The 13,816-nt window shown below is 64.1% G+C and carries 13 protein-coding genes; all 13 read left to right on the top strand.

The window, feature by feature from the left end; all coding sequences use genetic code 11:
• Positions 1-2 precede the first annotated feature (2 nt).
• The 13 genes from lspA (at position 3) to ppdK (ending at position 13,607) form a co-directional block, all read left to right on the top strand.
• Positions 3-533: a signal peptidase II gene (gene lspA / locus HMPREF0762_RS00970; RefSeq protein ID WP_006361465.1), complete on the top strand. Its 531-nt coding sequence runs from the start codon at positions 3-5 to the stop codon at positions 531-533.
• A gap of 20 nt (positions 534-553) precedes the next feature.
• Positions 554-1,504: an RluA family pseudouridine synthase gene (locus HMPREF0762_RS00965; RefSeq protein ID WP_006361463.1), complete on the top strand. Its 951-nt coding sequence runs from the start codon at positions 554-556 to the stop codon at positions 1,502-1,504.
• A 209-nt stretch (positions 1,505-1,713) separates the two neighbouring features.
• Entirely contained in the window at positions 1,714-1,992 is a 279-nt protein-coding gene (gene rpsO / locus HMPREF0762_RS00960; RefSeq protein WP_009078657.1) for a 30S ribosomal protein S15, read from the top strand.
• A gap of 129 nt (positions 1,993-2,121) precedes the next feature.
• The gene (gene pnp, locus HMPREF0762_RS00955; protein WP_174222051.1) at positions 2,122-4,341 is read left to right on the top strand and encodes a polyribonucleotide nucleotidyltransferase; all 2,220 of its coding nucleotides are present in this window, start codon (positions 2,122-2,124) and stop codon (positions 4,339-4,341) included.
• A 125-nt stretch (positions 4,342-4,466) separates the two neighbouring features.
• Positions 4,467-4,712 carry a 30S ribosomal protein S16 gene (gene rpsP / locus HMPREF0762_RS00950; RefSeq protein WP_006361460.1) on the top strand — a complete coding sequence of 82 codons (246 nt, stop codon included), beginning with the start codon at positions 4,467-4,469 and terminating at the stop codon, positions 4,710-4,712.
• Complete coding sequence (locus tag HMPREF0762_RS00945) at positions 4,713-4,970, top strand: KH domain-containing protein (RefSeq protein WP_006361459.1); 258 nt, start codon at positions 4,713-4,715, stop codon at positions 4,968-4,970.
• Positions 4,971-4,974: 4 nt separating this feature from the next.
• Positions 4,975-5,508, top strand: a complete 534-nt coding sequence (rimM, locus tag HMPREF0762_RS00940) for a ribosome maturation factor RimM (RefSeq protein ID WP_040618750.1) — start codon at positions 4,975-4,977, stop codon at positions 5,506-5,508.
• 12 nt (positions 5,509-5,520) lie between these two features.
• Complete coding sequence (gene trmD, locus HMPREF0762_RS00935) at positions 5,521-6,267, top strand: tRNA (guanosine(37)-N1)-methyltransferase TrmD (protein WP_006361457.1); 747 nt, start codon at positions 5,521-5,523, stop codon at positions 6,265-6,267.
• Between the two features lie 36 nt (positions 6,268-6,303).
• Entirely contained in the window at positions 6,304-6,873 is a 570-nt protein-coding gene (lepB, locus tag HMPREF0762_RS00930; protein WP_006361456.1) for a signal peptidase I, read from the top strand.
• Between the two features lie 2 nt (positions 6,874-6,875).
• On the top strand, positions 6,876-7,799 hold the full coding sequence (locus HMPREF0762_RS00925) for a glycine--tRNA ligase subunit alpha (RefSeq protein WP_006361455.1): 924 nt from the start codon (positions 6,876-6,878) through the stop codon (positions 7,797-7,799).
• A complete protein-coding gene (gene glyS, locus HMPREF0762_RS00920; protein WP_006361454.1) occupies positions 7,789-9,876 on the top strand; it encodes a glycine--tRNA ligase subunit beta in 2,088 nt (695 codons plus the stop codon). The genes HMPREF0762_RS00925 and glyS overlap by 11 nt, the downstream gene beginning before the upstream one ends.
• Before the next feature lie 62 nt (positions 9,877-9,938).
• A complete protein-coding gene (locus tag HMPREF0762_RS00915; RefSeq protein WP_006361453.1) occupies positions 9,939-10,841 on the top strand; it encodes a pyruvate, water dikinase regulatory protein in 903 nt (300 codons plus the stop codon).
• Positions 10,842-10,886: 45 nt separating this feature from the next.
• Entirely contained in the window at positions 10,887-13,607 is a 2,721-nt protein-coding gene (gene ppdK, locus HMPREF0762_RS00910) for a pyruvate, phosphate dikinase (RefSeq protein ID WP_006361452.1), read from the top strand.
• The last annotated feature ends 209 nt before the right edge of the window (positions 13,608-13,816 follow it).

Below are 13,816 nucleotides of genomic sequence, written 5' to 3'. Positions count from 1 at the left end.
CCATGGCGCGCATCACCGAAACGGCGGCAGGGAAGGGCGGCGTCTTTGCCGGCGCGGCCCTTCTGTGGCTTGTCCTCGACCGCGCTACGAAGGCGTATTTCGAAGGGGCCTATGCCCTCGGCCAGACCTCGGCGCACGACTGGCTTATCGTCCGCTTTCGCCTCATCCACAACACCGGCGCGGCCTGGGGCGCGTTCGGCGACTCGACGGTTCTGCTCGGCGCGTTCTCGCTTGCGGTCTGCATCGCCATCGCGTGCGCGTTCGCCTTCTACGGACGCGTGTCGGGCCACGAGGCGAACCTCGCCGAAACCGTCGCGCTCGCGCTCGTGTTCGCGGGCGGCATCGGCAATGCCATCGATCGGTTCGCCCAGGGCTTCGTAACCGACTTCCTCGATTTCACGTTCATGGATTTCCCGGTCTTCAATGTGGCTGACATAGGCGTGACGTGCGGATTCGTTCTCCTGATCATCGGATATCTCGCTGCAGTCCGCGCGCAGGGCACGTCCGCGGCCGACCGAGGCGGGGACGCGTAGTGGAGGAATCCCCGGCTCGCATGGAAGCCGTTTACGTGGAGGGCTCCTTCGACGGCATGCGCATCGATGCCTTCCTGGCCGCCGTCGCCGCGTTTCCCACGCGTTCCGCCGCCGCCAGGCGCGTCGATGCGGGCGAGGTGCGCGTCAACGGCGTCGTCGTGCGCAAGAGCTTCACCGTTCGGATATCCGACGTGGTCGAATACGTCGTCGCGATGGATGCGCGCGTGCTCGAGCTCATGCCGGCCGACATCCCTTTGGACATACGCTACGAAGACGACGACGTGCTCGTCCTGTCCAAGCAGGCGGGGCTCGTCACTCATCCCGCAGACGGCCATCCCGAACAGGATACGCTGGTGAACGCCCTCATCGCGCACTGCGGGCGCGAAAAGCTCTGCAATGTCCAAGGAGAACAGGACCGTCTCGGCATCGTGCATCGGCTCGACCGGGACACGAGCGGGCTTATGCTCGCCGCCAAGACCGATGCGGCCGGGCTGCGCCTCATGGAGGACATCGCGGCGCGCGACGTCGACCGTCATTACCTCGCGCTCGTGCACGGCTGGATTCCGCTCGACACCGGGCTCATCGATGCGCCCATCGGCCGCAGCGCGAAGGACCGCCTGCGCATGTGCGTCTCCGATCGCGAAAGCGCCCGGCCTGCCTCGACGTCGTTTCGCGTCGTGCGCCGATTCGAACCGTCGCGTCGCGACGACGGGTACACGCTCATCGACTGCAAGCTCTTCACCGGGCGCACGCACCAGATCCGCGTGCATGCGGAATACATCAAGCACCCGTGCGTGGGCGATCCGACCTACGGGTGGCCCAAGCACGACAATCTCGGTCTCGAGCGCCAGTTCCTCCATTCGTATCGCCTTGCCTTCACGCATCCTTCGACGGGAGCGCGCCTTTCGTTCGAAGATGGGCTGCCTGCCGATCTCCAGGCGGTCGTAGACGAGCTCGACGCGCGCGCATAGGAAACGAACTCGCACATCGTTGCGTGCAAACGATGAATTGTCCCCGCGTCATCGCCCGTTGGCGACCATCTGATACAATCATTCGGTTGCATTACCCGGCCTTCGAGCGCACGCGCCACCGCATGCCTCGCAGACCGCGGCGTATTCTCAAGCGGCGCGCAACGGCCGCGCAGAAGCATCGGGCATCCGATGCGGGAAAGGTGGAGCACATGGCTTCTATCACCAAGGAAAAGACCCAGGAGCTCATCAACGAGTTCGGCAAGGACGCGAACGATTCCGGATCCGCCGCCGTCCAGGTCGCCATCCTCACGGAGCGCATCCGCAACCTCACCGAGCACCTCAAGGTCCACAAGAAGGACCACCACACCCGTCGCGGCCTGCTGATGCTCGTCGGCAAGCGTCGCCGTCTCCTTTCCTACATCAGGAATTGCGATATCGACGCGTATCGCGAGCTCATCAAGAAGCTCGGCATTCGCGACAACCTTTAATCCGCACCAGGAAGCCCGCCGTATGCGACGGGCTTCCTTATGAAGGAGCGGTCGGCGCGGATCGGGATCCGCGCTGCTCGCGAGGGTCGCCAGAAGGGCGGCTCCGAAGAAGAGAGAAAGAAGAGCATCTTGGAGAAAGTGTCTTTGGAATTCGAACTGTACGGCAAGAGCTACGCCTTCGAAACCGGCGAACTTGCCAAGCAGGCCACCGGCGCCGTGCTGGTGCGTCAAGGCGAGACCACGGTCCTCGTCACGAGCGTCATCTCCAAAGAAGAGAAGGACTACGATTTCTTCCCCCTGACGGTCGATTTCATGGAGAAGATGTACGCGGTCGGCCGCATCCCTGGTGGCTATCTCAAGCGTGAAGGACGCGCGTCCGACAAGGGAACGCTGACCGCGCGCATGGTCGACCGTCCCATCCGCCCCGGCTTCGCCGAAGGTTTCAAGCAGGAAGTGCATGTCGTGGCGACGACGTTCGCCATCGACGGCGAGAACGCCCCCGACTGCATGTGCGTCGGCGGCGCGTCGGCCGCCCTGCTCATCGCCAGCGCCCCGTTCGACGGCCCGGTCGCCTGCGTGCGCATCGCGCGCAACGCCGAGACCCGCGAATTCATCGTCAACCCGACGTACGCCGAGCAGGAGACGTCCGACCTCGAGCTCACGATCGCCGGCACCAAGGATTACATCTCCATGGTCGAGGCGGGCGCCGATCAGGTCGGTGAAGAGGATATGCTCGCCGCCATGAATTTCGGCCAGGAGGCTATCGCGGCGTTCTGCGAGAAGCAGGCCGAATTCCTGTCCATGGTCGACATCCAGAAGCGCGAATGGCCCATCCACGTGCCCGACGCCTCCATCGCCGAGCGCGTGAACGCCCATTACGACGCCATGAGCGCCGCCCTCAAGGACGCCGACAAGCAGTCGCGCATCGCCAAGGTCGAGGAGCTCAAGGCCTCCATCAAGGAGAACGACTTCTCCGACGAGGAACGCGCCGCCTGGGCCTCCGACATCGCCGCCGCCTGCAAGGCGCTTGAGAAGCACGCGATGCGCCGCATGATCATCGAAACCGGGGAACGCGCCGACGGGCGCGCGCCCGAAGAGATCCGCCCGCTCTACATCCGTCCGGGCTATCTGCCCCGCGTCCACGGCTCCGGCCTGTTCCAGCGCGGCCAGACCCAGGTCATGTCCGTCGCAACCCTCGGCCTGCTCAACGAGGCGCAGCGTCTCGACACCATCGATCCTCAGACCACGCGCCGTTACATGCACCAGTACAACTTCCCGCCGTACTGCACCGGCGAGGTCGGCCGCATGGGCGCCCCCAAGCGCCGCGAGGTCGGTCACGGCGCCCTCGCCGAGCGCGCCATCCTTCCCGTCCTTCCGAACGAGGACGAATTCCCGTATTCCATCCGCGTCGTCTCCGAGGTGCTCGAATCCAACGGATCGTCCTCGATGGCGTCCACCTGCGGCTCCTGCCTCGCGCTCATGGATGCGGGCGTGCCCATCAAGGCGCCCGTCTCCGGCGTGGCCATGGGCCTTATCAAGGAAGACGACGGCGTCGTCATCCTCTCCGATATCCAGGGCCTCGAGGACTTCCTCGGCGACATGGACTTCAAGGTGACCGGCACGCCCGAGGGCATCACCGCGCTCCAGATGGACAACAAGGCCCGCGGCCTGTCCACCGAGATCCTCGGCCGCGCGCTCGCGCAGGCGAAGGAAGGCCGCGCGCACATCCTGTCCGCCATGCTCGATGAAATCGCCGCTCCGCGCGCCGAGCTTCGCGACACCGCGCCGCGTATCGAGACCATCAAGATCCCGGTCGAGAAGATTCGCGAGGTCATCGGCAAGGGCGGCGAGACCATTCGCGGCATCCAGGACGCCACCGGCGCCTCCATCGAGATCCAGGAAGACGGCACCGTGCATATCGCGGCCGTCGACCAGGCCGCCGGCGCCGCCGCCATGCAGGCCGTCAAGGACATCGTCAAGGAACCCGAGGTCGGAGAGGTCTATGAAGGCACGGTCGTGGGCATCCAGTCGTTCGGCGCATTCGTGAAGCTGACGCCGAACAAGGACGGCCTGCTTCATATCAGCCGCATGGCCAACGGACGCGTCGGCCAGGTCGAAGACGTCCTCAATCTCGGCGATACCGTCAAAGTCGAGGTCATCGAGATCGACTCCAAGACCGGCAAGGTCTCCCTCGACCGTCTCGAGAAGCCCGATGCTCCGGCGTCTTCCGGCCCCGGCCGACCCGAGCGTTCCGACCGCGAGCCTCGCGATCGCGATCGTCGTCCCGGGCGTTCCCATCGGGAGGAAGCCTCCTCGGGCGACTCCCGCAAGCCGCGCCGTCGCCACTAGTTCCGACCGCTTCGCGGGACCGGTGAAGCCTCCGGTCCCGCGCTTGAAAAAGCCGTTTCCGTGTAATACCATTAATAGTTACGTGACATGACACGTGTACGCATGACATAAAGGAGTTCATTCAGATGGCAGTCAAGATTCGCCTCGCCCGCCATGGCGCTAAGAAGCACCCCGTCTACCGCGTCGTCGTCGCCGATGCGCGCGCACGCCGCGATGGCCAGATCATCGAGCAGGTCGGTCGCTACAACCCCAACATGGATCCTTCCGTCATCGAGCTCGACCTCCCGCGCGTCGAAGACTGGATCAGCAAGGGAGCCCAGCCTACCGATACCGTCAAGCGTCTCATCGAGACGGCCAAGAAGGCCCAGTAAATGGCCTCGACGTCTCACGACATCGCCGATTTGGTCCGCGCTATCGTCGAGCCGCTCGTCGACGATAAAGAGGCCGTCGACGTGGCATCGAACATCGACGAGAGCGGCTCCGAGCTCGTCGAGATCCGCGTCGCCGCGGACGACTGCGGCAAGGTGATCGGTCGGCAGGGTCGTGTCATCAAATCCATTCGCGTCCTGGCCCGCGCCGCCCTCTGCGGCGAAGGCCGCGATGTCTCGGTCGAGCTCGTCGAGGATTGACCTCGTGCACGACTGGGCCGACATAGCCGTGCTCGGCTCTGTTTCGGGTCTTAAGGGAAGGTTCGTCGCACGTCCCGTGCGCGGCCTTCCTTTTTTGCTCGAAGAGGGCATGACGGTCCATTTCATTCCTCCGACCTTGCGCGGCCCGCGTACCGCGCGCGTGGCGCGTGCGGTCGAGGCGGCCGCAGGGGAGTGGAGCGTCGAATTCGAGGGAATCTCCGACCGCGACGCTGCGGAGGCCTTGCGCGGAAGCCATTGCCTTGTGGCCGAGGCCGATCTTCCCGAAGGCTTCGACGCGGCGCGCTCGCGCGAATACGACCTGATCGGTTTCTCCGTCGTCGACGGACGCCTAGGCCGCATCGGGCGCCTTGCCGAAATATCCGAGATGCCGGCAAGCGACATGCTCGTCGTCGAGGGGGCTTCGGGCGACATTCTCATTCCGGCCGTCGAGGAGATGATATCGTCGATAGACGACATCTCGCGGACCATCCATGTCACGCTTCCCGACGGGCTCGTCGAACTCGCATCCGAAGCATAGGGGGAACCGCGCATGCGCATCGACGCCATCACGACGTTTCCCCGCATGTACGATTCCGTCATGCAGGATTCCATCATGAAGCGGGCGCAGGAATTCGGCCTGCTCGAATTCCATGCTCACGACCTGCGCGACTGGACGCACGACCGCCATCGCACGACCGACGACGATCCGTATGGGGGCGGCCAGGGCCTTCTTATGACGTGCCCGCCCATCTTCGAAGCCTACGATGCCGTCGCCTCCGAGGGCGCGAAGCCCCATGTCGTATTCCTTGCGCCTACGGGTGTGCCGTTCGCGCAAGAGGTCGCGCAACGCCTCTCGACGAAGGATCGGCTGATGTTCATCTGCGGGCATTACGAGGGCATAGACGAACGCGCCTACGCATTGGCGGACGAATGCATTTCCCTCGGCGATTACGTGCTCACCTCGGGGGAGCTCGCCTCCATGGTCGTCATCGACGCCGTCGTGCGTCTCATTCCCGGCGTTCTCGGCGACGACATGAGCGCCGTCGACGAGAGCTTCGGCGACGACGGGCTGCTCGAATATCCTCAGTACACGCGTCCGGCGAGCTATCGCGGCATGGACGTGCCGCCCGTGCTTTTGAGCGGCGATCATGGGAAGGTCGCCGCCTGGCGTCGCGAACAGGCGCTGCTCCGTACCGCGCGCCTTCGTCCCGATTTGCTGGAAAGCGCCGCCTTGACCGAGCGCGAACGGGCTTTTTTGCTATCATTGCACGACGTTGACGTTCCGGACGCTCGTTGAGCGTCCTTTCTTTGTTGCGGGAGGCGCTGCTCTTTCATGGATTACGGCACTCATGCAGGCTCGCGTGCCTCGGGAATCATCCGCTCGATCCTTTCCTGGGCTTTCTTCTTCGTCTCCGTCCTCGCGCTTATCTGGCTCATACAGAACTTCGTTGCGCGCGCCTACGCCATTCCCTCGGGTTCCATGGAGGACACGATAGAGATAGGCGACCAGGTCTGGTCCGAGAAGATATCCTATTACCTGCGTGAACCCGCCTATGGCGACATCATCACCTTCGACGACCCCGAGATTCCCGGCCGCACGCTCATCAAGCGCGTCATAGCCACGCCCGGTCAGACCGTCGATCTCATCGACGGTGCCGTGTACGTGGACGGCACGCCTCTCGACGAGCCGTATACGGACGGCAAGCCGAGCGTTCCTCTGGATGCCGCGAACGACGTTTCCATCACGTATCCCTACACCGTTCCCGCGGGAAGCCTCTGGGTCATGGGCGACAATCGCACCAGTTCCTCAGACTCCCGGTATTTCGGCCCGATCAAGAAGAGCTCCGTCTCGGGTCGCGCCTTCGTAGTCTATTGGCCCCTTACCCATCTAGGAGTGCTGTGAACATGAGCAAGCCAGCGCACAACGCGCCAACGTTCCAGGAGGTCGTCCTGAGGCTGCAGACCTACTGGGCTGCGCAGGGATGCGTGATCCTGCAGCCGTACGACAACGAGGTCGGCGCCGGCACCAATCATCCTGCCACCACGCTGCGATCCCTCGGGCCCGATACGTGGCGCACCGCCTACGTGCAGGGCTGCCGTCGTCCTGCGGACGGCCGCTACGGCGAGAATCCGAACCGCATGCAGCACTACTACCAGTTCCAAGTGCTGATCAAGCCTTCTCCCGACAATGTGCAGGACCTGTATCTGGACAGCCTGCGCGCCATCGGCATCGATGTCGAAGAGCATGACGTGCGCTTCGTCGAAGACGACTGGGAAAGCCCGACGCTCGGGGCCTGGGGCCTCGGCTGGGAGGTCTGGATCGACGGCATGGAGGTGACGCAGTTCACGTATTTCCAGCAGGTCGGCGGATTCGAATGCGCGCCGGTGCCTTCCGAGATCGCCTATGGTCTCGAACGTCTGGTCATGTACATCCAGGGCGTCGATTCCGTCTACGATATCGTCTGGAGCCGCGGCGACGACGGCATCGAGTTCACGTACGGCGACGTCTTCCTGGAAAACGAGCGCGAATACTCGGCATACAACTTCGAGGTGGCCGATACCGACCTGCTCTTTGGCGATTTCGATCGCTACGAGGCCGAATGCAACCGCATCTTGGAGGCCGGGTTGCCGCTTCCCGCCTACGACTACGTGCTGAAGTGCTCGCATACCTTCAATCTGCTCGATGCGCGCGGAGTCATCTCCGCCACTGAGCGCATGGGCTACATCCTGCGTGTGCGCTCGATCGCCAAAGCGTGCTGCGCGAGCTATATCGAACACGTCGTCGGCCATGCCGGCGCCCAGGACAAGGAGGCCGCAGATGGCGAATAAGACGCTCGCCTTCGAGATCGGAACGGAAGAGCTGCCTGCGTTCGCGCTCCATGCCGCCACGGAGAAGCTTCCCGAGCTCGTCGCTTCGCTCATGGATGCCGCCAAGATTCCCCATGCCGGGATCGAGGCCTATTCCACGCCGCGACGCCTGATCGCCATCGTGCATGACGTGCCTGAGAAGACCGAGGCCTCCGAAGAGACGTTTCGCGGCCCTGCGGCTGAGATCGCCTTCGATGCCGAGGGGAAACCGACCAAGGCCGCGCTCGGCTTCGCGCGCGGCAAGGGCGTCGACGCGTCGGCTCTCGAACGGCGCGACGAGAACGGCGTCGAGTACGTCTACGCCGTGAAAACGACGCCGTCGCTCGACGTCGCCGGCCTGCTTTCCGATGTGCTCCACGAGGTGATCACCGGGATCGCATGGCCCAAGTCGCAGCGTTGGGCGGCGTATCGCGAGCAGTTCAGCCGTCCCGTTCGTTGGATCGTGGCGCTTCTGGGCGACGCCGTCGTGCCGCTGTCTTTCGCCGGCGCCGAATCCGGCCGCACCACCTACGGGCATCGCTTCCTCGCCCCTGCGGGCATCGAGTTCGCATGCGCTGACGACCTGGTCGAAACGCTGTGCGGAGCCTTCGTGGTTCCGAGCGAGGCGGAGCGGGAAGCGAGCATCCGCTCCCAGGTCCAGGCCGTCGAAGAGGCGACGGGGCTTACGGCCGACCTGCCTGCGCGCACGATGGCGGAGGTCGTCAACCTCACCGAGTATCCCACCGTCATGGTAGGAGGCTTCGACGAGCTTTTCCTGAAGGTCCCCAAAGAGATCATCGTCGACGCGATGCTCGTCCATCAGCGCTACTTCCCGCTGTTCAATGCAGACGGCACATTGGCCAATAAATTCCTCATCACCTCGAACGGCAATCCGAAGTTCGAGGCGAACATCGTCGACGGCAACGAACGCGTCGTCGCCGCTCGTCTGTACGACGCCAAGTTCTTCTATGACGAAGATCTCAAGCGTCCGCTCGAAGCGTATGTGCCCGATCTGAAACACGTCGTCTTCCAAGAGAAGCTCGGCTCTACTTTCGCGAAAACCGTGCGTATCGAACGTCTCGCATCCTTTGTGTGCGACTCTTCGTCCACGGCGACCGACCAGGAGAAGGCCGACGCCCGCCGTGCCGCCTTCCTCTGCAAGGCCGACCTCGTGACCGGTGCCGTCGTCGAATTCACGAGCGTTCAGGGCATCATGGGCTCCTATTACGCCAAGGCGGCGGGGGAGACCGACGAGGTGGCCCGTGCGATCGCCGACCACTACCGTCCGCGCTTCTCGGGCGATGGGCTTCCGCAGGGCTTCGCGGGCCGGGCCGTCGCATTCGCCGACAAGCTCGATACCATCTGCGGCCTGTTCGCCATCGACCAGGCCCCGACGGGCTCATCCGATCCCTTCGCCCTGCGCCGCAGCGCCATCGGCATCGTCGGCCTTCTCAACGATGGCCTCGAGGTCTCCCTCGGCGCCGCCGTGGATGCGGCCCTCGCTTCGTACGAAACCGACGGGCTCGTCTTCGATCGCATTGAAGTCGCCGAGGCCGTCGTCGATTTCTTCGTCACGCGCACGAAGGTCATCCTGCGCGACGAAGGGGTTTCCGCCGATGCGATCGATGCGGTGCTCGCCGCGCGCGTCGTCGAGCCTGCGACCATCGCGAAGCGCGCCCGCGCGCTCGACATGCAGCGCGCCGCCGAACCCGAGGCGTTCGAGGATCTGGCGATCGCCTTCGCCCGAGCCAACAACCTGCGCGACGCCGCGGCGGGCGATGTCTGCGACGAAGAGGCGTTCAACGATGCCGAACGCACCCTCTTCGCCGCCACGGCGCGCGCGCGCGCCGATGTCGCCGCCGCGCTTGACGACGACGATTTCGCCCAGGCGCTCACGAGCCTTGCAGCCCTGCGTCGGCCGATCGACGCCTTCTTCACCGACGTCATGGTCATGGATGAGGATCCCGACGTGCGCAGGAACCGCATTCGCCTGCTCAATCGGTTCGTCGGCGTCTTTTCCGACGTTGCGGACTTCGGTCTGCTCGCCAAGACGAAATAGCCTCGATCCCGCAGGGCGGCGCACCGATCGCGCCGCCCTGCGGCGTCGTACGAAGGGAAGCCATGAATCTTACGAGCGAAGCCGCGAACGTCTTCAACGACTCTCCGCTACCCACCATCCATGTGATCAGCGATTCGGTGGGTGCGACGGCCCAAGCCATCGCCAAGGCCGCCGCCGGCCAGTTCGGCGTGCCGGAGCCCTACATAGAGACGCTGCCGAAGGCGCGCGATTACGACCAGATCACGAACTTCCTGCTCAATCACCAGAAGCGTCATGTCGAAGCGGGAGTTGACGCGCGTTTGGTCGTCTTCTACACGCTCGTCGACAAGGAGGCCCGCCGTCGCCTCGCGGAGTTTCTCGACGCGCACGATATGCGCGGGGTCGATCTCATGGGAAGCCCTCTCGATACGCTGTCGGAGGCATCGGGCCTGCTGCCTTCGACGCACCCAGGCCTGCATCGCCAGACCGACGAGAGCTACTTCCGCCGCATCGACGCGATGGAATTCACCGTCGAGCACGATGACGGGCGCAACCCGCAGGATCTCCTGAAGGCCGATATCGTCATTCTGGGCGTCTCTCGGTCTTCGAAGACCCCCATCTCCATCTATCTGGGGCTTCAGGGCTACAAGGTGGCGAACGTGCCGCTTGCGTTGGACTCCCCTTGTCCGCCGGAGGTTTTCGAATGCGACCCGACGCGCGTGTACGGGCTCGTGACCACGCCTGACGTGCTCGTCGGCATACGGCAGAGGCGTCTGGGCGGATCGGGCAGGCTTGCGCAGCAGGTGGCTGCGAGCTACGCCGAGCCCGAGATGGTCTATCGGGATCTCGAAGAGGCGCGTTCCCTCATGCGCAAGATTGGATGCCTGGTGGTTCATACCGACAACCGCGCGATCGAGGAAACGGCCCAGGAGATATTGCGTTACTATGAACTCGCTCACCCCTCGCAGAAGTCTATCGTCGAGTGATGGGGCGACAGGTAAGGTAGCCAGTCGATTGAAGGAGTTGCACCAGTGGCTGAAGACGTAAAGCGCGTCTATGCATTCGGCAAGGACGCCCAAGGGAACAACGTGACCGAGGGCAACAAAGACATGAAGGGGGTCTTGGGCGGCAAGGGCGCGAATCTCGCCGAGATGGCGGTCCTCGGGCTCCCGGTGCCTCCTGGCTTCACGATCACCTGCCAGACCTGCATGGAATATGCGAACGCCGGCAACACGTGGCCCGAAGGGGCTCTCGACACGATCCAGGAATATCGCCTCGACCTCGAGCGCCGCATCGGCAAGAAGATCGGCGATCCGACCGATCCGCTGCTCGTCTCCGTCCGTTCCGGCGCGCCTCTTTCCATGCCCGGCATGATGGATACGGTCCTGAACCTGGGTTTGAACGACCGGTCCGTCCACGGCTTGATCGAAAAGACCCGCAATCCGCGTTTCTCCTGGGATAGCTACCGCCGTTTCATCCAGATGTTCTCCAATGTGGTCATGGGCCTCGAAGGCGATCTGTTCGAGAATGCCATCACCGCGAAGAAGCTCGAGCGCGGCATTCGCAACGATACCGACCTGACCGCCGACGACCTTCAGGCGCTCGTGGAAACCTTCAAGGGCATCTTCTCAGCGAACGTTTCCGCTGAAGCGCATCCCGAGCTCGTTGTCGACGGCGCCGTCGCGTTCCCGCAGGATCCCGACACTCAGCTGCGCCTGGCCATGGAAGCCGTCTTCGGCTCGTGGAACAACCCGCGCGCGACGCTCTATCGCAAGCAGAACAAGATCGCCGACGATCTGGGCACGGCCGTGAACGTCCAGGCCATGGTCTTCGGCAACAAGGGCGAAACCTCCGCCACGGGCGTCGCCTTCACGCGCGACGCCGCGACCGGCAAGAAGGAATTCTACGGCGATTACCTGGTCAACGCCCAGGGTGAAGACGTCGTGGCCGGCATCCGCAACACATCTCCGATCGCCGAGCTCAAGCACACGCCGGGCCTCGAGGAGGCGGGCGAAGAGCTCGAGCGCATCTTCGATCTGCTTGAAGACCACTACCGCGATATGATGGACATCGAGTTCACCATCGAGGAAGGCCGCCTCTGGATGCTCCAGACGCGTGTCGGCAAGCGCACCGCCGCGGCCGCCCTGCGCATCGCCATCGAAATGGTGCACGAAGGCATGATCGATAAGAAGACCGCGGTCATGCGCGTCGCTCCTGAGCAGCTCGACCAGCTGCTCCATCCGCAGATCTCCAAGACGGCCGTGAAGAACGTCATCGCGCGCGGTCTGAACGCCTCGCCGGGCGCTGCGGTCGGCGAAGTCGTGTTTTCCGCTGACGCGGCGGTCGCCGCTGCGGAAGAGGGTCGCAAGACCGTTCTCGTCCGCTGGGAGACCACACCCGACGACCTTGCCGGCATGATAGCGGCCGAAGGCATCCTCACGAGCCATGGCGGCAAGACCTCGCATGCAGCCGTCATCGCGCGCGGCATGGGCGCCCCTTGCGTCTGCGGCGTCGAGGCGCTCAAGATCGATGCGGCGAAGAAGGAAGTCGCCGTCGCGGGTACCGATATCGTCCTGCACGAAGGCGACGTCATTTCCATCGACGGCCTGACCGGCGAGGTCATGCTCGGCGCCGTCGAGCTGGTCGAGCCTGAGATGTCGGGCGATCTGGGCACGCTGCTCGAATGGGCCGACGAGTATCGTCGCCTGGGCATCCGCGCCAACGCCGACAATCCGGCCGATGCGCAGCTCTCCCGCGAATTCGGTGCCGAGGGCATCGGGCTCGACCGCACCGAGCACATGTTCCTGGGTGATCGCAAGCAGATCATCCAGTCCTTCATCCTGAACGAGGACGAAGACGTCCGCACCAAGGCTGTCGAAGCGCTGTTCGAAGCGCAGTCCGGCGACTTCTACGGCATGTTCAAGGCCATGGACGGGCTGCCGGTCATCGTGCGTCTGCTCGATCCGCCCCTGCATGAGTTCCTCGACAACGCCCGCGCCCTCGACGTTCAGATCGCCAAGCTCGAAGCCGCCGGCGCCGATGAGGCGACCCTTGCCGAGAAGCGCGCCCTGATGGACAAGATCGACGGTTTCGCGGAGCAGAACCCGATGCTCGGCCTGCGCGGCTGCCGTCTGGCCATCGTCTATCCCGTGCTTCCGCGCATGCAGGTGCGTGCTATCGCCACGGCCATGGCCAAGCTCGTCAAGGAGGGCTTCGACCCGAAGCCCGAGATCATGATCCCGCTCGTGGCCACCGTCAACGAGCTTGCGAAGCTCCGCGCGGTCGCCGAGGAGGTCATCGCCGAGGTCGAGGCCGCCGAAGGCGTCTCGCTCAAGATCCCCATCGGCACGATGATCGAGCTTCCCCGCGCCGCCGTCACCGCCGATGAAATTGCCACCCAGGCCGACTTCTTCAGCTTCGGCACGAACGACCTCACGCAGACGACGTTCGGCTTCAGCCGTGACGACGTCGAAGCCGAGTTCGTCCCGCAGTACCTGTCCGAGAAGCTGCTCCCGTACAATCCGTTCGCCACCGTCGATCCCGGCGTGGCGAAGCTCGTCGAGATGGGCGTCACGTTCGGCCACGAGGGCAATCCCGATCTCGTCTGCGGCGTCTGCGGCGAGCACGGCGGGGACCCCGATTCCGTCAAGACCTTCCACGCGCTCGGCCTTGACTATGTGTCCTGCTCGCCGTACCGCGTGCCCCTCGCGCGCCTTGCGGCAGCGCAGGCGGCCATCGCCGATATGGAGTAGATCGCCGTCTTCTCAAGCGGCGCAAGAGAAAGGAGCCCTCGGGCTCCTTTCTTCGTATGGGGATGCTCTATAGTTCCATTCGAAAACCTCAATCAACAGCCGCGAGGTCGACACGTAGGAAGCTCCACGACGCCGATTTCGATTTGTGCCGACCGCCGGTGCGGCCTGAAGGGCGATGATCGCGCAGCGGTTTTCACCGGCATGATGGA

The sequence above is a fragment of the Slackia exigua ATCC 700122 genome, assembly GCF_000162875.1.
Classification (GTDB): Bacteria; Actinomycetota; Coriobacteriia; order Coriobacteriales; family Eggerthellaceae; genus Slackia; species Slackia exigua.
This window is presented reverse-complemented; position numbering and strand designations above follow the sequence as displayed.